Origin of the sequence: Dictyobacter aurantiacus, assembly GCF_003967515.1 — a bacterium.
GTDB lineage: Bacteria > Chloroflexota > Ktedonobacteria > Ktedonobacterales > Ktedonobacteraceae > Dictyobacter > Dictyobacter aurantiacus.
Window position 1 is genome coordinate 2,811,455 of the sequence record NZ_BIFQ01000001.1, and the last position, 22,500, is coordinate 2,833,954.

Annotated in this window: 16 protein-coding genes and 1 tRNA gene; 7 read left to right on the forward strand and 10 right to left on the reverse strand. The window is 53.6% G+C overall.

The annotated features are described in order from the left end of the window. Positions 1 to 237: 237 nt before the first annotated feature. Together KTT_RS11295 and ftsH are read left to right on the forward strand one after the other, a co-directional pair. On the forward strand, positions 238 to 951 hold the full coding sequence (locus KTT_RS11295; protein WP_126596074.1) for a zinc ribbon domain-containing protein: 714 nt from the start codon (positions 238 to 240) through the stop codon (positions 949 to 951). Positions 952 to 1,639: 688 nt separating this feature from the next. Next, the gene (gene ftsH / locus KTT_RS11300; protein ID WP_126596075.1) at positions 1,640 to 3,607 is read left to right on the forward strand and encodes an ATP-dependent zinc metalloprotease FtsH; all 1,968 of its coding nucleotides are present in this window, start codon (positions 1,640 to 1,642) and stop codon (positions 3,605 to 3,607) included. A gap of 72 nt (positions 3,608 to 3,679) precedes the next feature. Here ftsH and KTT_RS11305 read toward each other — a convergent pair whose 3' ends face one another. From KTT_RS11305 to KTT_RS11340, 8 genes are all read right to left on the reverse strand, one after another. Further along, complete coding sequence (locus tag KTT_RS11305) at positions 3,680 to 6,160, reverse strand: ATP-binding response regulator (protein WP_126596076.1); 2,481 nt, start codon at positions 6,158 to 6,160, stop codon at positions 3,680 to 3,682. Next, entirely contained in the window at positions 6,153 to 6,734 is a 582-nt protein-coding gene (locus KTT_RS11310) for a chemotaxis protein CheW (RefSeq protein ID WP_126596077.1), read from the reverse strand. Before KTT_RS11310 ends, KTT_RS11305 begins: the two co-directional genes overlap by 8 nt. Before the next feature lie 20 nt (positions 6,735 to 6,754). Beyond that, positions 6,755 to 7,144 carry a response regulator gene (locus tag KTT_RS11315; RefSeq protein ID WP_126596078.1) on the reverse strand — a complete coding sequence of 130 codons (390 nt, stop codon included), beginning with the start codon at positions 7,142 to 7,144 and terminating at the stop codon, positions 6,755 to 6,757. Between the two features lie 637 nt (positions 7,145 to 7,781). Beyond that, positions 7,782 to 8,888 (reverse strand): sensor histidine kinase, encoded by a 1,107-nt coding sequence (locus KTT_RS11320; RefSeq protein ID WP_126596079.1) that lies wholly within the window; start codon positions 8,886 to 8,888, stop codon positions 7,782 to 7,784. Positions 8,889 to 9,024: 136 nt separating this feature from the next. Beyond that, positions 9,025 to 9,099 (reverse strand) — tRNA-Asn (locus KTT_RS11325). Between the two features lie 77 nt (positions 9,100 to 9,176). Beyond that, positions 9,177 to 11,120, reverse strand: a complete 1,944-nt coding sequence (gene mgtE / locus KTT_RS11330) for a magnesium transporter (RefSeq protein WP_126596080.1) — start codon at positions 11,118 to 11,120, stop codon at positions 9,177 to 9,179. A 925-nt stretch (positions 11,121 to 12,045) separates the two neighbouring features. Further along, positions 12,046 to 12,741, reverse strand: coding sequence for a dTMP kinase (locus tag KTT_RS11335; protein ID WP_235845674.1), 696 nt, complete (start codon positions 12,739 to 12,741; stop codon positions 12,046 to 12,048). A gap of 23 nt (positions 12,742 to 12,764) precedes the next feature. Continuing rightward, positions 12,765 to 13,520: a dTMP kinase gene (locus tag KTT_RS11340; protein ID WP_126596082.1), complete on the reverse strand. Its 756-nt coding sequence runs from the start codon at positions 13,518 to 13,520 to the stop codon at positions 12,765 to 12,767. Positions 13,521 to 13,804: 284 nt separating this feature from the next. Here KTT_RS11340 and KTT_RS11345 point away from each other — a divergent pair, with 284 nt between their 5' ends. The 4 genes from KTT_RS11345 (at position 13,805) to KTT_RS11360 (ending at position 17,876) form a co-directional block, all read left to right on the forward strand. Next, positions 13,805 to 14,173: a hypothetical protein gene (locus tag KTT_RS11345; RefSeq protein WP_126596083.1), complete on the forward strand. Its 369-nt coding sequence runs from the start codon at positions 13,805 to 13,807 to the stop codon at positions 14,171 to 14,173. A gap of 106 nt (positions 14,174 to 14,279) precedes the next feature. After that, a complete protein-coding gene (locus KTT_RS11350; RefSeq protein ID WP_126596084.1) occupies positions 14,280 to 14,948 on the forward strand; it encodes an alpha/beta hydrolase in 669 nt (222 codons plus the stop codon). A 45-nt stretch (positions 14,949 to 14,993) separates the two neighbouring features. Further along, positions 14,994 to 17,036, forward strand: a complete 2,043-nt coding sequence (locus tag KTT_RS11355) for a prolyl oligopeptidase family serine peptidase (protein WP_126596085.1) — start codon at positions 14,994 to 14,996, stop codon at positions 17,034 to 17,036. A gap of 189 nt (positions 17,037 to 17,225) precedes the next feature. Further along, positions 17,226 to 17,876, forward strand: a complete 651-nt coding sequence (locus tag KTT_RS11360; RefSeq protein ID WP_160145799.1) for a tryptophan-rich sensory protein — start codon at positions 17,226 to 17,228, stop codon at positions 17,874 to 17,876. Between the two features lie 18 nt (positions 17,877 to 17,894). Here the strand turns inward: KTT_RS11360 and KTT_RS11365 are convergent, their stop codons facing one another. Then, the gene (locus KTT_RS11365) at positions 17,895 to 19,262 is read right to left on the reverse strand and encodes a cytochrome P450 (RefSeq protein WP_126596087.1); all 1,368 of its coding nucleotides are present in this window, start codon (positions 19,260 to 19,262) and stop codon (positions 17,895 to 17,897) included. A gap of 394 nt (positions 19,263 to 19,656) precedes the next feature. Here KTT_RS11365 and KTT_RS11370 point away from each other — a divergent pair, with 394 nt between their 5' ends. Continuing rightward, positions 19,657 to 20,145, forward strand: a complete 489-nt coding sequence (locus KTT_RS11370) for a PRC-barrel domain-containing protein (RefSeq protein WP_126596088.1) — start codon at positions 19,657 to 19,659, stop codon at positions 20,143 to 20,145. 125 nt (positions 20,146 to 20,270) lie between these two features. Here KTT_RS11370 and KTT_RS11375 read toward each other — a convergent pair whose 3' ends face one another. Beyond that, complete coding sequence (locus KTT_RS11375) at positions 20,271 to 22,478, reverse strand: tetratricopeptide repeat protein (protein ID WP_126596089.1); 2,208 nt, start codon at positions 22,476 to 22,478, stop codon at positions 20,271 to 20,273. Positions 22,479 to 22,500: the final 22 nt, after the last annotated feature.

The window sequence follows — 22,500 nt, forward strand, 5'->3', positions numbered from 1 at the left end:
CCACCAAAAATCTCCTCTAAAAAGGTAAAAGCAACGAACCAGCTCTACAAAAAAGATAGAAATTTGACTTTAGTATACCGACCTTCTATGAAGAACATGTGAAAGGATCGCAAAAAACATGTTAACAAATTGCACTTGTGTACACCTTAACTATTGCTGTGAATGCCGGAAAACTGTACAATGATAGGACTATTCTTTTGCACATCGTTGGCTTTGATAAGGAGGAGCCCTTTACCCATGAGCACATCACAGGTGACAGCGGTACTGTATCAGCTACAAACGATTGATCTGGAACTGGATCGCGTCATAGCTGAGAAACAATCTATCTCCACCTCCTTGCAAGGTAGTGGCACACTACGAAAGTTACGCGCGGAGTATGACACTGCACAGCAACAATTGCTCGCTGGTCAGCAGGCCCAGAAGGATGCTGAATGGTCACTGGAAGATACCGGCCAGCGTCTCGAAAATCAGGAGCGCCGTCTCTATAGTGGCTCGATCCAGAATGGAAAAGAGCTACAGATGCTTCAACAAGAAGTACAGCATCTGCGCGCCCAGCAGAGCCGTCAGGAAGAACGTTTGTTGGAGGTCATGGATACGGCCGAGTCACTCAAGGAGGCCGCTCAGCGCAAAGCGTTAGCATTACAGGAGGCGGAAGAGCATTGGAAGCAGGAAAACTCCACGCTCCAGGCTCGTCGTGAACAGGCCGAGGCGCGTTTACAGAAGCTTCAGGAGCAGCGCCAATCCCTTGCTTCCAGGATCCACGAAGCCATGTTCAAGCGTTATGAAACCATGCGGCGCACAAAGCAGGGACGAGCCGTCTCTAAAATTGATGAAAACTCCTGCCAGTGGTGTCGTGTCATTCTCACGCCCAGCGAAATGCAACAGGTGCGCATCAGCCCTGAACTGCAGACATGCACCAACTGTGGCCGTATTCTCTACTACGAGCGCTAAGACGCTTATCCGGTATGCCCTTATCGTATTAACAGGTACAGCTTTCTATTCTGACGCGTTTCTTCTCGCATCAAGAACACGGGGCGCACAGGCGCGCATCGTGTTCTACCTGAGGAGGGAACACTGTCCTCTATCCCCCTATGGTCCCCCCTCTCCTCTTCTTCTCTCCTGGCAACCTTTCCAATTCCCTGTTCTCCGGGTTGGGGCTGTGTGCAGAACATTTTTGCGCTGACTGGTGTTTGGGGGCGTACTATACATGGGGATGGGTAATTGTATAATATCTAGTAAGGATAGGTAGTGTGGAGAAATGGTTATAAAGGTTTGCTGTTACCATCGTATACGAAATGCGATTGTGCGGCGTCACATTACAAAGGCTACGGTCCTTTTTTTTGATCGCTTGATTGATAAAGTAGAATATGTTGGCCATGCCCAGCAGTGTAACCCGCCACTATTTTGAAACGTATCTATTGCGTATCTTTCAAAATTTCGTTCTCCTATTGCATGTGACGGACATGCTATGCAGCCTCGTTTACAGGCGCTAGTAACCGACAAACCAGGGCCAATAGTAGTAGACGAAAGATCGTTATGCGTGTAATATGGAGAAAATTATAACGTGTTCAATACCCGAAATCTATTAAGGGCATCCTCTCAGGATGCTTTGACAGATGCAGAAAGCAGGTCTGAACCGATGGATGCTCAGGCTACATATATGTACCAGAATCCCAACGACCAGGGCCCCCGCACTCCCAGGCGGCCCGATACTGGCGGTAATGGGAGTAGTAACAATAATTCAGGTGGAAACGGCTCTTCAATTCTCTTCCGCGTTATCGTGATTGCGGTCGTGGTGATCATTGGTTTCTACCTGTTCAGGATGTTTACCTCTGATAACGGTATGGTATCGTCCGATACGATTGAGGTTCCGTACAGCACATTTTATCAGCAGATTAAGAGTGGCAATGTCGAATCGGTCACATTCCAGGGCCAGGATGCGACGGGCCAGTTCAAGAATGCTATTACGGTCAATCAAAAAACAAGCAATAAATTCCATTTTATGACGTTGCCCGATGGCGATCCGACGTTGATCAAGTTGTTGCAGCAATACCATGTGACGTATCAGGCCAAACCTGTACCCGACAATAATCTGCTGTATATCTTGCTTAATCTCGCGCCATGGATACTGGTCATTGGCGTCTTCTTTTTGATCATGCGCCGCGCCACCCAGAGCCAGCAGAATATCTTCAGCTTTGGGAAGAGCCGGGCGAAGTTGATCCTGGAAGATCGTCCTTCCACCACCTTTGGGGACGTGGCGGGCGTTGATGAGGCGAAGAACGATCTGGTGGAAGTGGTTGAATACCTGAAGACGCCCCAGAAGTTCCAGCGCCTGGGTGGTTTGATCCCACGCGGCGTGTTGCTGGTGGGCCCTCCCGGAACCGGTAAAACCTTGCTGGCACGTGCCGTGGCCGGCGAGGCTGGCGTCCCCTTCTTCTCGATGAGCGGCTCAGAGTTCGTTGAGGTGCTGGTCGGCGTTGGTGCCAGTCGTGTGCGTGACCTGTTTGAACAGGCCAAGAAGGCTTCCCCCAGCATCATCTTTATCGATGAGATCGATGCCGTCGGTCGCCAGCGTGGCTCCAGCATCAATAGCAATGACGAGCGCGAGCAGACCCTGAACCAGCTGCTGGTGGAGATGGATGGCTTTGATGCGCGCCAGGCCGTAGTTGTGCTGGCCGCCACCAACCGTCCGGATGGACTGGATAAAGCGCTGTTGCGCCCGGGTCGTTTTGACCGCCGCGTAACGGTAGATCGCCCCGACTGGAATGGTCGCCTATCGATCTTGAAGATTCATACGCGTACGGTTCCGCTGGCCAAGGATGTTGATCTGCTGGCGATTGCGCGTTCTACCCCTGGTATGGTGGGTGCTGACCTGGCCAATCTGGTCAACGAAGCCGCCCTGCTGGCGGCCCGCCGCAATCTGGATTATGTGACCCAGAACTGTTTCCTGGAGTCGCTGGATAAGATCCAGATCGGTGCCGAGCGTCCGTTGATTCTGAGCGATGAAGACCTGAATGTAATCGCCTATCACGAAGGTGGTCACGCCCTTACCGGTTTGTTGACCGAATATGTCGATCCTGTGACCAAAGTGACGATCGTGCCGCGTGGCCAGGCGCTGGGTGTGACCCAGTATACGCCACTGGATGATCGCTACAATTACGCTCAAGATTACCTGGAGGCCCAGCTGGTGACAGCCCTGGGTGGGCGCGCGGCTGAACAGGTGGCGATTGGACATATCACGACGGGAGCCGAAAATGACCTGCAGCGCGTTACCGCGATCGCTCGTCAGATGGTTACCAAGTGGGGCATGAGCGATCGTCTGGGCACCATCTCCTTCAGCGAGCGTGAAGATCCCTTCGCGGGGACCGCTCTGGCTAGCAATTCTCGCGAATATAGCGAGAAGACGGCGACCTTGATCGATGAAGAGGTCAATCGTATCGTTAAACGAGCCTATGAGCGCGCCGTTAACCTTTTGACGGAGCATCGCGTTACGCTGGATCGTATCGCGCAAGCGTTGCGCACCAACGAGGTCATTGATGCCAAACAGTTGCGTGAGATTATGATTGAGACCGGAGCTATCGAGGCCGCGCCAGCATCTTATCGCTAGTAAACCTGTGCATCAAGTCTAACAAACAGATGAGCCCATTCTTTCTCAGAGATGGGCTCATCTGTTTGCTGTTTATGACTTTGGTGACCGGGGCCTGGTATGCTTGCCCGTGTTTTCTCCCAGCAAGCTCTTGATCGTATTGAGCAAAGTGGTCTGTGGACATGGTTTGACCAGGTAGGCCAGCGCGCCCAACTCCTGCGCCCGCTGGACGTGTTTATCTGACGTGCGTGAGGTTAACATAATGGTTTTTACATGGGCCAATTCAGGGTATTCGCGAATGATGTTCAGCACATCATAACCATTGAGGTTGGGCATCTCGATATCGAGCAAGACGATATCGGGTGTGTTTTCCAGTAACTGCTCGATTGTTTCCATCCCATCCCTGGCCTCAAACACCTCATATTTGCCCTGCTTCAGGGTGTGGAGCACCGCCTGCCGCAGATAGGCCGAGTCGTCGGCTACCAGGACCTTCGGCGTTTGATTGTTCTTTTTCTGTTGATTACCTCTGCCATTGGTGGGCCCCAATTTTTGTCCGTTGTGCGGGGCTGCGCGCTGCAGATAGTTCCGGATCAACTCCCCAAGATCAAGCATCAGCAATGTATTGCCCTGACCGGTGATGGCCGCTTCGGCGATGCCGAGACGCCGCAAATAGGATGGAAGTGGCTTGATCGTCAGATCTTGCTCGCTTAGAATCTCGTCTACCACGATGCCCACCACTTTGTTGCTTGCCGATTGAATGATCAGGATCGGTCGGGCATTGTTATCGGGCGGGGCGGATATCCCGTCCCCACTTAATGCCAGCAAATCTTTTAGCTGGTAGCTCTGGTCCAGTTGTTCTTGTGTATGTAGGCTGACACGCTGCACCTGCATCATCGGCACGATGAATTGTTGCTCTCCGCAGCGTATGAGCAGGCACCGGATGGTACTGCGCGAACTAGGTAGCGCGAGATGGAAGCTGACGCCCCCGGAACTATTGCGTTGCAGGTTGATAGTACCGTTTAGTCTTTGTAATGGCGCCCGCAGAATCTCCAGTGTCCCTCCCAGGACTGGCATGGAGAATCCGATCTCCAGCGTGATATCGTTCCCTCTGGAGTGCGCATGCAGCCAGATATGATACGTTTCCGTCTGCCTTCCCTGAATAATAGAGGTATCGGAGATACATGTCTGCAGCATGTGTACCAATGGTGGGGAGAGCATTTCCAGGATTTCCTGGTCGATCTCTAATGCGTCGCCACTGACTTCAAACTCCACTTTATATTGTTGCGCCAGGGCACTGGCGGCAATAACAGTGCGTAGCCGTGGAACCAGGGTAGAAAGCGGGGTCAGGCGCATCATCTGGGTGTCGTCACGCACAACGCTGGCGCGCGCCATATATTCTTGCTGCACGATTTGCAAGGCTGTGCTGGCGGTATTGACGCGCGCGCTGCAGACGGTCACCTGGTTGATGGCCTCACGTACCTCTTGCAGCAGCAGGTCCTGTTCTGAATAGTGTTCCAGATCCAGCTCATCCCAGCTTTCTTCTGCTGATAGCGGTTGAGCGGATGGACGGCTACGATAGCGGCGGTAGTGCGGCTTCTCCTGGTAGGTATCGCTGAGGATGCGTGCGATCAACGAGGAGGAAGGCGTCTCGTCCTGTCCCTGGGTGCTGGGTTTCTGCCGGATCACGTTGGTGAGGGATTGTTCCAGTTGTATAAGCCGATTTTGGGCTATTTGCTGAGCCTGTAGCGCGGCCCTCACATCGCGCTGCGCGTTCTCCAACTCGGCATGCATCTCTATGAGTTGACCCGTATGGCGCAGCAGCTTTTCAAAGCGCCGGTTCTCAATGTGTACGAAAAGAGGATAGCTCGCAGCTAACTGATCGTTGGCTTCAAATTGCCCATCTGGCTGATCGGTCGGCGCCTGACCTATGATAGTTTGAAAGGCCCCTGCCATCTCCAGGGGGATTGTCACCCTGTTACTGATCTCCTCGGGCTGAGCCGGAAGCGCCGCCGTATTATTGGTGGGAACCTCTGTAAGGATGATACCCAGGCGCTGATAGGTTGCCTCGAGCGCGGTAATGAGCTCGGGTTTATCTGGTTCCTGCCCTTCTTCCACCAGATAGCTCTGGCAGCCCTCCAATACAGAAATGGCCTGGGTGATCGCTTCCAGGCCAGTGTCAGGTTTGACCTTTTCGTTCAATACCTGTTCCGCAATGATCTCGATATGTTCAGCGGCCGTAGACATAATGAGATAGCCAACGGCAGCGGCGGTGCCGCGCAGCTTGTGGCCTGCGCGCTGAAAGACCCTGAAGCGGGTGGCTGCGAACTGTGCCTCTTGCGCCAGCTGGCGGGCCGCCTGGCTCATCCTGGCAATGTCTTCTGTCGCCTCTTCCAGAAAAATGATGAGCATCTCCGCGTCATCCTCAGCCTCACTCTTTTTCTGGCGCTCATCATCGGTCACCTTGCTATCCTCACCACCCTCGGTGGGCCAGCTTTCTATGGCGTCGAAGGCTTTCAAGATGGCCAGATCTTCAGTTGTCAGCTCATTTTCTTCAAATGAAAATTCTTCACTCATGCGATATACGAAGTTGTTGAACTATATCACTAATAATCGCGGGTAACTGTAGTATGGGCATACCGGCATATGTCCCTTGTACGCTATGTTCGGGCAGAGACCAATCCTCTTTCGCCGTATTATTGCTGGCCTGATCCTGTTCGCTGGCGAAAAATGCGGGTGCGTCGCTGATGGTGGTAGCCAGGCCCAGGGTAATATCCGCCAGCTGGACGATCAAGAGTACAGGGTGCCCAGGAAGCCCGGTTGATTGTTGCGCCAGGTACGCAGCCAGATCGATAACGGCGATGGGTTCCCCGCGCCAGGCCGCAATTCCCAGCATCCAGTGGGGGGAAGCGGGCAACTGAGCAAGATAACGCGTCGTGGGCAATATCTCCCTTAGAACAGCCAGTGGAATCAACGCATGCCCCGCCTCAAACGCGCACTTTACGTACTCTTCAGTCTGTGGCGTGGATAGTTGAGGTGCCTGTGCCAGTTGCTGCGCATACTTCCAGAAGTCCTGATCACTCAATTGCTCAAGATGCCGTGCATGGTTACCTCTGAGTAGAGCGGTTGACAGAGCTGGACGTTGACTCATAATGACTGCTATTTCTTGTTCTAGTTCGGGGCAGGAGTGCCTAGGTGAGACTCGATAACGGCGATGAGATCCTGGGTTTTGAATGGCTTGGTCAGATAATCCTTTGCCCCGGCAAGGCGACCTTTGAGCTTATCGATCATTCCATCACGGCGCGAGAGCATGACGATGACTGTACTGCTAAATTGGGGTTTTGTTTTGAGACGTCGGGCAACTTCATACCCATCCATTTTAGGGAGACCGATATCCAAAATAACCAGGTCTGGAATGCGCGCATCCGGCTCTGTGAGCCAGCGCATAGCCTCAACGCCATCGGGGAAACTTTTGACATCAAAGCCCTCTCGCCTGAGGCAGGTCTCCACTATCTTTCGAACCGTTGCGGAATCATCGATAACCATAACGAGTTTGCTCATATACGTGTCCTCTCTCTCTCGTCCCACTACCATCCCATTGTACCTGACATTATGTCAATACACAAGAGCAAGTACTATTGCAACCTACTGTGCTTCACGATGCTCATCTTACGCTGAATCTACCCATATCATATCTACTTACGAAGTAAACGTATTCTGGATCAACTTTCTGCCGTTAATGAAGTTGATGCTAGGCAATGTACCATATAGTTACGGCATTTGGCAACGGAAATCTCGTAAAGATTGTCTTAAATTTTTTCGTACCCTACATTCTTCTATCCGCATTTGCGAAATTAAAAATGGCTTAAATGTTGTATAGCTCGTATAGCCTTTTTGGGTTGTCTGAATGTGTCTTACCTTTCTCTTATTGGGGCACATAAGTGCCCCCGCACGGGCGGTCGCGTGCGCGGCCGCACTGGTTTTATGATGGTGCCACAGGGGCGCATTTGCGCCCCTGTGGGGCTATTAATGGATGAGATGGTGGGCTGCGATGAGCAGGAGTCAATTTTATGTTGATGTTACAGAGGTGTGTTTGCGCCCCTGTGGAGCCATTAATGGATGAGATGGTGGGCCTGCGATGAGCAGGAGTCAGTGGTGCGGGGAGCGCATTCGTGCTCCCCGCACCAGTATAAAAATTTTATTCGTTTTCGCCGGGTATGGCGACGGGGAGCGTGAAGGTGAAGACACTGCCTTCACCGACGGTGCTCTGTGCAGAGATGCGGCCACCATGTGTCTCTACAACATGGCGCGCGATGGCCAGCCCCAGCCCCGTGCCGCCGCCTCCGGGACCAATATAGCCGGGCTTGGCCCGGGCGCGATCAGTTTTGTAGAAGCGTTCAAAGATGCGCGAGAGCTCTTCGGCTCGAATGCCGACTCCGGTGTCTTTAACAAAGAAGCGCTGGGCGTGGCGGTCGCTTTGTAGCGCGGTGCCGATAATGATCTGTCCACCTGAGGGGGTGAACTTGATGGCGTTGTGTATCAGGTTTACCAGTACGCGCGTAATCTGCTTGCTGTCGGCGGCGACCAGTGTCTCGCCTTGCTGGATATCCGTCATCAGTTGTACACGATGGCGTTGCGCTAGTGGGAGCATACGTGCCATGACCTCGCGCACCAGTTGCTCAGCTCCCACTGGCTCGATGGTCATCAAGGTCTGCCCCGACTCGATGCGTGACAGCTCTAGCAGTTCGGCCACGAGTTCGCTCAGATAGTTGGCCTCGTTTTCGATCTTTTCAACAAACTCCTGGGCTTTTTCGGGATCGGTATCGATGGCGTCCTCCAGCGTTTCGGCCAGCAGGCGCACGGAGGTCAGGGGAGTGCGTAATTCATGCGAGATATTGGCGATAAAGTCGCGTTGCACACGTTCGATATGCCGCGCCTCAGTCATGTCCTCGATGACGATGGCGAAGTAGCGATACTCATCGCCCGCGAAGTGCTGCTGGTGAGCTATAGGCGAGACCGTGACCTTCCAGGCGATATCCGAGTTGCCCTGCTCAAACTGCCCCTTCTGCTGCGTGTTGCTGGCGATACTGTTCTGGACCAGTTGGATGATGGCCTGGTTGCGAATGACCTGGTTCAGATAGAGACCGGGTTGCCATTGCGTAGGGGCGTAGAGGTTGAGTCCCCTTTGATTGCAATAAATGATTTCGCTGTTGCGATTAATGACAAAGGTTGGCAACGGGGTGGCCTCCAGCATGCTCCTGGAAAGCACTCTGAAATCGATATCGTTGCGGTCTGCATTCAACATGGTATATCCTTGTGCCTTGCTTGATGATATTTTTTTGATGGCGCTCCACTTGATCAGCGCGAGGGAGATGGCCTTCTACTAACAAAAATAACATAAGTAACGCGAAAAAAGGCCACCAGATGGTGGCCTCCGTTAGTGGCTCCTCGAATAGGATTCGAACCTATAACCCATCGGTTAACAGCCGATTGCTCTACCATTGAGCTATCGAGGAAGATTGTTCGCCTGGAACACTGCTAATATATACTATTTGCCGCGCTTCGTCAATACTTTTTGCCGTCAATTTGGCGCTTATCCGACAAATTTATTAATGAGGGCCAGGCTTGTAGCGAGAAAGACGCTTAAACTGGCAATGGCGATGACCGGATTGAGCAGCGGTGCCGCGATCAGGCTGCCGCGCAGGCGTACACGCTGTAAAATGTTGGGCAGCGCCAGTCCACAGAGTACAGCGATCAGCAGGGTGAAACCAAAGCTTAGACTGACGGCAATGCTCAGTAATAGTGAGCGATAGAGCAGCCAGGAGAGGGCAAAGACCAGGATGGTGGTCAGGATGCCTCCAGTGGTGCCATGCAGCGTTTCACGCCAGAGGGTGCGGAAGAAGTCGCGTCCGCGTTTGGTGCGCATCTCCCAGCCAGCGATGCCCAGGGCCTGAGATCCAGCCGCCACCGTGGTTAGCAGCAGCATGGGAATCAGGCAGAGCACGCCACTCAGGGCCAGGTGCAGGTTTAGATTTGGCATCGGGGCTCCGTCGAGCAAAGTTAGCGCGCTGGCGTTCCCCAGCACCGGCTGAAAGGCGCTGGAGATAATCATGGCGATAAAAAAACCGATCACTACATTTAAGGCCAGCCACGAGGAGCGGCTGATGGTGCTGCGGCGGCGCGAGCTCTCATCTGACTCGTGCTCCTCTACATCGGTACCGGTGATTTCCGAGACATCCTCGGCCTGCTCCTCGTGGATGACGTCGATGACATCGTCCACCGTCACCATGCCTTTGAGATGGTTATCGGCATCCACTACAGGCACGCCGAGCAGGTCGTATTTGGCGATGACACGCGCCACCTCTTCCTGGTCGGTATCGATTTGTACCTTGATGATATCCCGGTCCATCAAAGCACCCATGCGTGTATTGGGTTCGGCGGTCACGATCTGACGTAAAGAGACCACACCGATCAGGTGTTGCTCTTCATCGACAATATAGAGGTAGTAAACCATATCCAGGTGTGCCGAATGCTGGCGTAGGTAGATCAGTACCTCCTCAACGGTCGCATCCACTGGCTGGGCCAGGACCTCCGTGGTCATGATACCACCGGCGGTCTCGCCTCCATAGCGTAGCAGATCGCGAATGGGCTGTGATTCATCGACCGGCATCAGGTTGAGCAGGCGTTCGGCCTCGGCCGCTGGCATGTCAGCCAGAATATCGGCGGCATCGTCCGGTGCCAGACGCTCCAAAAGATCGGAGGCGCGATCGGGTCCCAGTTCTGTGAGCAGTTCGGATTGTAATGGATACTCAACCTCGTTCAGCGTGTCGGCCGCGGTCTCATCATCCAGACGCTCCAGCATAGCCCCCGCCTCTTCCAGGTCCAGTTGTTCGAGGATATCGGCGATATCAGCTGGATGAAGCTCGGATAGCTTGTTGTGGCTCACATTCAGTTGTACCTGGGGCACGACGCCCACGGCTCCCACGCTGGCGGCCCCCGCTCCTACCGCCGCCATCTGGCTGGTGTTCGAGCTGACGAACTGGATCGGCTCAACATAATTCCAGGTGACGGTGCGCTCGGACATCTGGAGTGGCGTCACACGACCAAGCATATCGATGGCTGGCTGCCAGCCCAGGCGGCGCAGTAGCCCACTCAATCCAATATCGACACCCACCAGGCGGGCCGTCTTTTTGATCTGTGCCAGCTTTAAATCGTTCACCTTTACCACACGAAAACCCTGGGTATCGACGATCTGCTTGTCCAGAATATCGCGCTTCAATAGGATCTCGGCGGAAGCTGGCTCATAGGACTGTATTTGCGACTGGGGTACCGTCAGCTGGACAGGAGTGGTTTCAATGCTCTGCACCTGCGACCAGGGGATAATCAGGCGTTCGCTGCCGCTGGCAGGATGAACCACCAGTGCGGTCACCATCGGGAAGGTCTCGTTTAAGGTTACACAGATGTCCCGCAGGGAGCCAATGCGGCGACGATCGGTATCATAAATGCTCTTATGGAGTAAAGCGCTTAAAAAGATCATAGGTATCACCACCTTTTTTGCAAGTAAACATGGTTAAGTAGTGTACCTTGTGCGCGCAGGCACGCGCGGGGTACACAGGCGTAGTCCATCAGACCATATCATCATTGATGATATGGCGCACAGCGGTTTTCGAAATGCATGGTGATACAATCAACTGAGCTTGCGTGATGCATTTCGACGAATACGCTGTAATTGCTGGGGATGCTGCGAAGCAGCGTAAGGACTTACTGGCAAAAATGGAGTGTTCTTCTTACTCGACATCAGTCACATCTATGGGGGCGATGTCTGTCTCATCGAGTAAGAGGGGCTTACTTTAACCCCGCAGGATCAATTATGAAGGAATCCAATCGCTTTACTCGATGAGGAGAAGAACAGTCCTGAAAGCAGGTATGCACTGGTCGTCTTGTAATAGGCATACCTACTATGACTAGGGCCAGCGTCCATGTCCCTCACCTCCTTTGCCCGGACAACGCCTGCTTCACACCAGGGGGTAGTCACAGCCAGGTGGGACTATCGCTCAACTGTTATGTGTGATAGATCAGGCAATTGTGGGTTATAACAAAATTTTTCCTGTGTCAGTATAACATCTTATAGCACCTTTAAGCAAGGGTTGGTGCGATTTTTAGTAAAAATGCTTTAAAAAGCCTGGCAATGCGCCGACTCTTCCCGCCGCAGGCGGGAAGGGGGAAAGAGAGAAATGTGGGGACTTGAGCATGCTCCCAGCATGCTCGCCCACACCCCGGCAGGAGGGCTAGCCGCCCTCCTGCACCTCCCGCTTTGTACCATCTTTATTTGTAAAAAACCATGCGGCGCTCGCGAATTAAATAATGTTTTATGCGCAGGATGCGCCCGGGCGCATCCTGCGCATAAAACATTATTTAATTTTGATTGGGAGCGTCAGTGCTCCCAGGCTGGCGATAGCTCCCTAGCCATTAGGGAGGAGGGGAAGTATTTTTTGTTTGATCTGGGCGGCGATCTTTTCGGGGGTGCCGGTGGCATCGATTACTTCGAAGTGGTATTCACTGGCCATCTTGTCGTATTCGGTGAGCATCAACTTCTGGTAGCGCACAAAACTTTCGAATAGATCATTGCCCAGGCGCATATCCATGCCGGATTCCCAATAGTCGAAGCCTCGTCCCTGGAGGATGCGGGGGATGAGATCTTCGAGTTCGACGCGCAGGTAGAAGATAGCATCGGGCTTGAGGGCGAGCCCATAGATGGAGCGCAGCCAGTGGGTGTCGGCTCCCCGCACCAGGGCGCGGGCCATCAGAGAGTAGATGTAGCGGTCGGTCAGGACAATGAAGCCGGCCCGCAGGGCGGGGATAATCTGGTTTTCGAAGCGATCGATGAAGTCTGTGGCATAAAACAGGTTTAAGGTAATCGGGCCGAGGGTGTTGCCTTCCTTGGCATCTTTGAGCCCGCTCCCCGCCAGTTCGGAGCGCGTCGTCTCGCTATCGGTGACGGCGTAGCCGCTGCTCTCCAGCCATGGCCTCAGAAGCTGAATCAGGGTGCTGCGTCCCACGCCATCCGTCCCCTCAATGACAATCAGCCGACCCGGTAGAACCTCTTTTTGTGCGCGCAGGCCGATGGCATCTATACCATAAAAATCTAATGCTGTCATGGTCTGTTTATCCTCTAGCGTGATCATAACGTTTCTCTGTCGTTTCTACCATGCAATATTTCGGACCGGCGGGCGATATTTTCCAATTCTTGCTCTGGTAAGGGAGGGCGCAGCCGACGTACTCCTTCCAGGTGTGGAAGGACCAGCCTGCGCATCTGACGCTGCTGCTCTGGAATGGGCAGGGTCGCATCCATAACAGTAAGGCCGAACTCATCGACCATGGCCTCATATTCGTGGACGATGCGTTGCTGAAAGAGGGTAAAGCTTTGGCGGATATCACTGCTCAAGCCCAGATCCATGCCCGCTTCATAATATTTGAGCTCACTGCGACCGGTCAGGATGCGGCTGAGAGAGACTTCCAGGGGGACGCGGAAATAGAAGGCGCAGGTTGGTTTGACCGCGAACTGGTAGAGCTCGCGCACCCATGTGCGATCGACGTTGCGCGCTACATCGCGCGCGAAGGCTGTGTATATATAGCGGTCAGCCAGCACGATTGCTCCGGCTTTGAGGGGAGGAATGATGTCGTGTTCTGTCCGATCGGCGAAATCGGTGGAGTGAATCAGGCTGAAGGTGGTGGGGGTCAACAACTGCTTTTTCTTGCCCCGGCTGGTCGTTTTTTTGACCAGTGGCGAAGAGTTCCATTCGCTAAAGAAGACCGTGTAGCCCTCACTGATCAACCACTGACGCAGCAGGGCGATCTGCGTGCTCTTCCCCGAGCCATCAACCCCTTCAACAATGAAGAGCCTGCCCGGATATTGATGTAATCCATATGTCTCCATATAATAACCTCTTAGCGGCAGGGCGTGAATACGCCTCTGCCACAGCAACAGAAAACAAATATCTGCGCCCCACGGTACTCACAGGCCATTGAGGTGTGGCTGCATTGGGTGCGCGGATGCGCACCCAATGCAGCCACACCTCAATGGAACGTGGTATTACTTATACTATCGGATAAGCATAATATTTATTGACGCTGACGATCTCCTGCATCTTTTGCAGACGTGCTATAGTATGTGAACAAGGTGCGATAGCACATCCATAATTGGAATTTTTGGAGGCTTTTATGATAGAGCTCGGGGTGGCGGCTCTGGCTGGCATTGTTTTCGCGGCGATCTGCGTGGCGGTGCTGATCGTGGTGGGTATTATGAATATTCGCGCGGGCCGCAAAGCCCTGGCACGCGCACGTGCTGAAGGAAAATCTATCGCCTGGCACCGGCAGGTATTGATCTTATTTGGCTTGAATAACATTGTTTTCGCCGCTTTACTGGCCCTGGTTGTCCTGCTGGCTGTGCTGCTGGATCGCTCGGCCAAACTGGTGATTATCGGCCTGCTGGCGGTGCTATTTGTGGTGAGTATCGTGCTGGTGGTGCGCTGTGTCATGTCGGTCATGCAGGCATCGCGTGAATTGACGCGTCCACGGCAAGACATCTGACAAGCCTGGATAGAGCGTATATATGATAGCAGGCAGAGTCAACTGATATGCAGGTACGATAAAATAGGATGAGAATTATATATACGAGCAAAGAATAGGAATTATTATGGCTGGGAATCAAGTGTTGCATGTGAATATACCTACTCCTACTGGTCACCTGGAGGGAATTTTAAAGCCTGAGGAAGAGGGGGTTGCCCCCAATTTCATTAGCGTCATCTGTCATCCTCACCCCCTTGGTGGCGGGACGATGCACAATAAGGTCGTGTTTAAGGTAGCGCAAGCGCTGCAATTGATAAATGTGCCCGCTTTGCGTTTTAATTTTCGCGGGGTAGGCCATAGTACCGGAACATATGACGAGGGGCGAGGCGAGATGGATGATGTGCGGTACGCGCTGGAATTTATGAGCCGCCGCTATCCGGGCGTGCCGGCGATTATCGCGGGCTTTTCGTTTGGTTCATACGTTGGTCTGCGCGTTGCCTGTGCCGACGATCGGGTAACGGGGATGATTGGTCTTGGGGTTCCGGCGCGGATGTTCGCCAGTGGTGAGACCCTGGCACAGTGCCATAAACCCAAACTATTTATTCACGGTACCGCCGATGAACTGGCACCCTATAACCTGGCGGTAGAATGGTTTGAACACGTTTCAGCTCCCAAGCGCCTGGTAACGTTAGAGGGCGCGGACCATTTCTTTAAGCAGCATCTACCAGAGGTGCAGACGCTGGTAGCGAACTTTGCTCATTCGCTGCTGCAGCCGCCATCGATTGAGCAAGCATAAACAACGTCGTTTATTATCTTCTATAGTATTCAAAGGAGCCTGCAGTTGAATTTTCCTATCACACGTCGCGATGAGACGATTGAAGACTACCACGGTACTCGGGTTGCCGATCCCTATCGCTGGCTAGAGGATGAGAAGTCGGCGCAGACACAGTCCTGGGTTGAGCAGCAGCATGCACTGGCGCGTGCTTATCTGGATAAGTTGCCCGATCTCGAACAGATCAGGGCGCGTTACATTGAGCTGTTCAATTATCCCAAATTTTCCGCGCCCCGCAAAAGAGGGGGACGCTACTATTTCTCCAGGAACACCGGCTTGCAGAATCAGAGCGTGCTGTATATGCAGTCGTCGCTTGAGTCTGACGAGCGGGTTGTGCTTGACCCCAATAGCCTGAGTGCGGACGGTACGGTCTCGCTGACCAATCAGGTTTTTAGCCATGATGGGTCCCTGCTGGCCTATGGAACCTCCAGCAGTGGTAGCGATTGGCAGGAGATCCATATTCGCCAGGTGGATAGCGGGGTGGACTTTAATGAGGTGATCCACTGGTGTAAGTTCAGTGGCATCGCCTGGAGACATGACAATTCCGGCTTCTTTTATAATCGTTTGCCCGAGCCAGGTACCGTGGCCGAAGAGGACCAGAGTAAGTTCAGTAAGGTCTACTGGCATGCGATCAATACACCGCAGTCTGAGGACCAGCTGATCTTTGAGCGTCCTGAGGCTAAGGAGCTCAGCTTCACACCTTCTATTACCGATGATGGCAAATATCTCTTTCTAACGGTGTGGAATGGCACCGAGCCACGTAACCGCCTCTATTATCGCGAGGTTGGGAGCTCCGCTCCCTTTGTTCGCTTATTGGATGAGGCAGATGCCAGCTATGATCTAATCGGTAACGATGGCCCTATCTTCTATATTCAGACTAACCTGAACGCGCCCAAAGGCCGTATCATCGCGATCGATAGCGCCAATCCGGACCGCGAGAACTGGCGCGAGCTGATCGCCGAGCAGGATGATGTGATGGCGTTCGCACAGATCGTTAACCAGCAATTTGTCATCGCCTACATGCATGACGCCCATCACGAGATCAAGCTTTATAGTAAGGATGGGAGTCTGCAGCAGCAACTGGCCCTGCCAACTCTGGGCTCGATCATTGATCTTTCGGGTGAGCCCGATGGTGACGAACTGTTTATCACCTTTACGTCTTTCCTCTTTCCCTCGACGGTCTTCCGCTATGACTTCGTCTGCAACACGCTCTATCCCCTGCGTCAATCGCAGGCCAGCTTTGATCCCGCTGGCTATGAAACGACGCAGGTCTTCTATCCATCCAAAGATGGGACGCGCGTGCCCATGTTCCTGACCCATAAAAAAGGATTGGTGCTGGACGGTAATAATCCTGTCCTGATGTATGGCTATGGCGGTTTTGATATCAGTCTGACGCCAACCTTTGGTGTGACACCACTGGTCTGGATAGAACGCGGGGGAATTTACGCTGTCGCCAATCTGCGCGGTGGCAGCGAATATGGGGAGCAGTGGCACGAGGCGGGCATGCTGGAGAAAAAGCAGAATGTCTTCGATGACTTTATCTCCGCCGCCGCATGGCTGGTGGCGAACAACTATACGCGGCCGTCGCGCATCGCCATCATGGGCGGTAGCAATGGTGGTCTGCTGGTAGCCGCGTGCCTGGTGCAGCGTCCCGATCTGTATGGAGCTGTTATCTGCCGTGTGCCGGTTATCGATATGTTGCGCTACCACCGCTTCACCGTCGGACGCTACTGGATCGGTGAATATGGCGATGCCGAGAACAATCCCGAGCAATTTGCTTTCCTGTATGCCTATTCGCCACTCCATAACGTTCGACCGGGAACCGCTTATCCGCCAACCCTGATCATGACCGCTGATACTGATGACCGTGTTGTACCAGCCCATGCGCGCAAGTTCGCCGCCACGCTCCAGGCCGCCCAGGCGGGTGAGTCACCCATCCTCCTCCGCGTCGAAATGAAGGCGGGCCATGGCATGGGCAAGCCCACCGCCAAAATCATCGAAGAGGAAGCGGATATCCTCGCTTTCCTCTTCCACACCTTCCACATGTTCTGACTTGCTTCAATGAAATAGAGTTTTGTGTGCGGGATGCGCCCAGGCGCATCCCGCACACAAAACTCTATTTCATTCTTGATATATATCCATTTCTTACAGGAATAACGTCTCTTGTTGTAGATGTTTCATTCTGTCAAAACGTATACCAGAAAAGTATATATATATCGGTTTGTGCAAGGAGATTCCATTATGTCTGTAAGGATCAGACCTATTAAAGATATTGAAGATAAGCTGGCGGCGGCGACTACTCCCCGTTGGCGCTGGTACCATGGACTGGCCTTCTATCTGATTATCCAGGTGCTCACATTCGCCACTTCGGCCATGGTGAGCGTGGTCAGCGGCAATAAGGGCAACAATGCACGTGAAACGATCTTTGGTGATACTTCCTACTTCAAAAATCTGAAGCAGGTGAAAATCACGCCGCCTTCCTGGTTTTTCGCGCCCGCCTGGACCGTCAATAATATCAGCGTTATTTACGGTACACTGCGCGTGCTCAACATGCCAGAGAAAACTCCTGGACGCAAGGCTTTCCTGACCTTGCAGGCCGTGACCTGGCTGGAGTATGTGGCCTTTAATGCCGCCTACTTTAGCCTGCGCTCCCCCATCAATGCCTTTGTGCTGACCGCTCTCTTCCTCCTGTTTACCATTGCCAGCGGCTTCGTGGCTATCTTCCGCCTGAAAGATACACGCGTTGCCCTGTCGCTGGGCACCCTGTTCATCTGGCTGATCGTAGCGACCACGGCCGCCACCACCCAGATGCTCTGGAACAAAGACGATCTATATAAAGTGGGTCCCTTCGCCCAACCAGATCCCAGGTTGCTCAAGCAGAATGTGCGTTAATCGTTGTCAGGCCAGTTCTTACCTGGCCTGCAAATACATGCGGATGCCCTGGCGCGGACTCAATGTCATCAGTGGATTGGGTGTGACGGGATGGTCTGGAACCAGCTTCATGCTGTAGCGTTGCGCGATGGTGGCCAGCACCAACTGGGCTTCGGTGAGCGCGAAAGTATTGCCGATGCAGATGCGCGGTCCATGGCTGAAGGGAATATAGGCATGGCGTGGTCGTCTGGCTACCTGCTCGGTCGTGAAGTGCTCCGGATAAAACTCTTCTGGCCGCTCCCAGAACTCTGGATGGCGGTGCATGGCGTACGTACTCCAGGCGATATAGGTCTGGGCCGGAATGGGATAGCCACCCAGCGTATCTTCCGCCAGAGACTTGCGCATGATAATCCAGACCGGGGGATAGAGCCGCATGGATTCCTCAAAGACCATACGCGTATAGGATAGCCTGGGCAAATCTTCTATGGTCGGTGGGCGGCCTGCCAATACCTGTGCCAGTTCGGCCTGTAGCTTTTGCTCAACCTCCGGGTGCTGCGCGAGCAGATACCAGGCCCAGGCTAGCGCATTGGCCACCGTCTCATGGCCAGCAATCAGCAGCGTCATTACCTCATCCCGCAACTGCTGGTCGTTCATGCCCTCACCGGTCTCCTCATCGCGGGCCTCGATCAACATCGAGAGCAGATCCTCGTGCGCCTCCTGGCTGGCGCGCCGCTGCTGCACAATCTCATAGACCACCTTATCCAGGGAGCGCACATCGCGATGGAAGCGGCGGTGACGTGGAGTTGGTACGCTCAAGGGCGGGAATGGACGATTAAAATATTCCAATAGAAAGGCATTCGCATCTGAAAAAGCCTTGCCAAACGTATGGGTTTTACCAGTGATATCGATGCCGAAAAGGGAGCGGCCGACGATATTCAGGGTCAGGTGCATCATGGTGTCGGCCACATCCACCGCCTCTCCCCTGGAGGCTGGACCTTCCCATTGTGTCAATAGCTGCCTGGTCGACTCCGTAATGATGGTTCCCAGCGCGGCCGTACGCTGGCGGTGAAAGGCCGGCTGCATCAAGCGCCGCTGGCGTAGCCAACTCTCACCGCCATAATTTGTTACCAGGCCATTGCCCAGGATCGGCCGAAATAGATTGAAGATGGGCACGTTTTTATCGTAGTTGCGATAGTTTTCCTGCAGCACACGCTTGATGTAATCCGGATGATTAATAATGATGACCGGCCAGAAAAATAACTTGATCTGCACGATATCCCCAAATTCCGCCGTCAACCCCGATAGGAACTCCAGGGGATTATGTTGGAGCTCCTTTAAGCGGCTCATCGAGCGTAATACGGGAATAGTTTTTGTGTCGATGCTTACCTGCTTTGTCTCATTGGACAATGTTGCATGCCTCCCTGTTTATTCACCCCAGTATAAAAGCAATCAAGAGCTACGTGCAAGACGTAGCAGCGTGTGTGCGGCGGGTATACCTGCCGCACACACATTGCTACGTCTTTCCCTCGCCTCCTGTTCAGGCGCGCCTGCGGCGCGCTCTATTATTGAATATATGTGTGTTTGCGTTTTGTGCCCTCAAGGGCGCAAAACGCAAACACACATATATTCAATAATGTTGGTGAAATACCCGGTGGCGAAAGAAGAACAGGTGGGTGTACCCTACCCACCTGTTCTTCTTTCGCCACCGGGTAATGTCTCTCTTTTGGGGGTCTGGGAAAAGTGATAAGATTGGACTAGACTATTCTTACTTCATGATAGATCTGATTTTGAGGAGCTTGGTATGGAAAATAATCAGGCCATACGTAAATGGTCAGAGTTGTATAATCTGAATGTGGTTGTCCCTGGCGAGGGTAAGTCGCTGGGAAAAGTGGAGGATTTCTTTTTTAAGGAAGGCTCAAACGCTATCTACGCGCTGTGCGTGCGTACGCGTCTGCATGGCGACCTCTCTCTGCCTGTGACCGGAATTGTGGCGATCGAGAAAGATCGGGTGACGATTCGCAACGCGCAGATGCTGGCACGGGCTCTCCCTCCCTTGGGGCGCGGACAGCAGTTGCTCTCTCGTAAGGTTGTAGGTGTCAAGGATCGCGAACTGGGCACAGTAAAGGATGTGGTGCTGGCTGTCGATCCACCTGCTACCATGCGTGTTGCTGGTTTCGAGATGCAGCGCGGTTCCTCGTCTGTGAACTTTGGCTCTGATATTGTGTCGCGCTATTACGATGATGATAACAGCATCCGCATCTATGATCAGTCCGCGAAAAGTTTGCGCTAACCAAAGCTGCGTTGCCGTTCCTTTCCCCGACACGTTCTCATCCTTTTATGGCGGGCGCATCCGCACCCGCCATTGGAGCCTTTAGTGTACATGTCGTATCGTGGGGGCCGACCCTTTCTCAACTGTTAGGCATCACCACGCAGCCGCGCGACCTCTGCTTCAGCCGCGCGAGCCTCTCGGCGACGGTGTAATTTCTTGAGCGCCTCCGTTTTGCGCAGCCAGTTGTCGGGATCAGATGGCATCAGGCGAATTGCTTCTTCCGCCGCCGCCAGGGCCTCTTCATAGCGTTGTAATTGCTTGAGTACCAGCGATTTATTATGCTGGGCCGTCGCCATGCGGGGATTGAGCCGTAGCGCCCGCTCATAGGCATCAAGAGCCATGGTATAGTTGCCCAGGTGATAATAGGCGTTGCCTTTACCATTCCAGGCCTGTGGCACATTGGCGTTGATCAACAGGGCCTTGCTATAGGCGTCCAGCGCCTGGTCGTAGCGTCCAAGCTGACAGAGCGCGCTGGCCTTGCCATTCCAGGCGGGCGCGTAACGCTGGTCCAGCTTCAAAGCCTCTTCATACGATTCCAGGGCTTTATTGAAATTGCCCATGTCTGCCAGTACGATAGCGCGCCGCTCCCAGGCTTTTACGAAATGCCGATCGCTCTTGAGTGCCTGCTCATATTGGTCTAATGCGCCGCGCAACTTATGCTGGGCATAGAGGATATCGCCGATGCCGCACTTGGTAGGAGCGTAATTAGGATCGCGGCTCAACACCTCATGGTAGGCCTGCATCGCCTCGGGATAGCGTCCCATTTCGCTGAGCACCAGTCCTTTGCCGTTCCAATACACGACCGAATTGCGATCCAGTGACAGGGCCTTCTCAAAGGCTCGTAGCGCGTCTGGATAGTTGCGCAGCTGGCGCAAGACCAGCCCCTTGTTGCCCCAGGCCTGGGCCATCTGAGGATCGTAGTGCAGGGCGACGTCAAAGGCTGTCAGCGCCTGCTCTGGTTGTCCTAGCGCGCTGAGGACCGCGCCTTTGCCGTTCCAGGCAATCACATTGTCTTTCTCCATCAGGATGGCGCGATCGAAAACGGTCAGCGCTTCCTGGTTGCGGTGCAGCATGTTAAGGGCGGTCCCTTTACCATTGAGAGCGATGATCAGGTTGGGATCGAGCTTTAACGCCTGCTCGAAGGAAGCCAGGGCTTCGCGGTGTTGCCCATTGAGAGCCTGGGTGAGGCCGCGTCCCTGCCAGGCGATCGCATTGCGATCATCCAGTTTCAAGGCGCGATCATACTGCGCCAGCGCATCATTGAGTCTGCGTTGCGTATAGAGCCGATAGGCCTCTTTGAGATAGGGATTGCTGCTGGTTGGTGTGGATGCTACGGTGCTCTGAGGCGTCGCCTGGTTGAGGGTACCGCTGATACGCTGCTGCTCAATGTGGCGCAGCACATTCTTAACCTCCTGCGCGCTGGCCGGCCGTTGATCCGCCGTCATCTGCAGCATTTGTTGGAGCAACTCTTCCAGTTCGACCGGTATGCTGGGATTCATCTGCCTGGCTGGCCGAAAGAAAAATGGTTGTTCGCTGGGATCTATGCCCGTCAGCAGACAGTGCAGGAGGGCGCCCAGGCTATAGATATCCGAACGCGGTGTACTCTGTGCCTTCCCATATTGTTCAGGCGCGGCATAGCCTGGTGAGCCCAGCGCGACCGTATCGTGTGATTGTCCCGGCTTAAATACGCGCGCGATTCCGAAGTCGATCAGATAGAGGTGTCCGTTCTCGTCCAGCATCACATTCGAGGGCTTGAGATCACGGAAAATGATCGGCGGCTGGTGGTTATGGAGATAGCTTAGCACGTCACATATCTGATCACCCCAGTTTAAGACTTGTTCCAGGGGCTGAGGACCATTGCCATGTTGCTCCAGGTACTCCTCAAGGGTCTGACCCTCAATAAAATCCATCACCAGGTAGGAGCGTTCATCTTCAGTGAAGTGATCATAGATACGAGGCAGATTGGGATGAAGTAGATCTGCCAGTAAGTGTGATTCACGCTCGAAGGCGGCCTCCGCCTCCGCTATGCTGGCAGGGGAGAGCCCCGCCCGACTCATCTCCTTGACGGCGATGGCGCGATTATTAAAACGGGTATCGGCTGCCCTGTAAACGGCTCCCATACCGCCCTGACCAATGCGTGTTTCAAGCTGATAGCGACCATTGAGCAGCGTTTGTTCTGGCAATGCTCCGGTCGTATGCTTAAAAGGAAGCGGGGCGGCGCAGTATTGACAGAAGCGCGCCGATATATCATTGGCTGCCCCACATGTTTCACAGAACTGTTCCTGCGTTCCCATAAAGCTTACATTTTCCTATGCG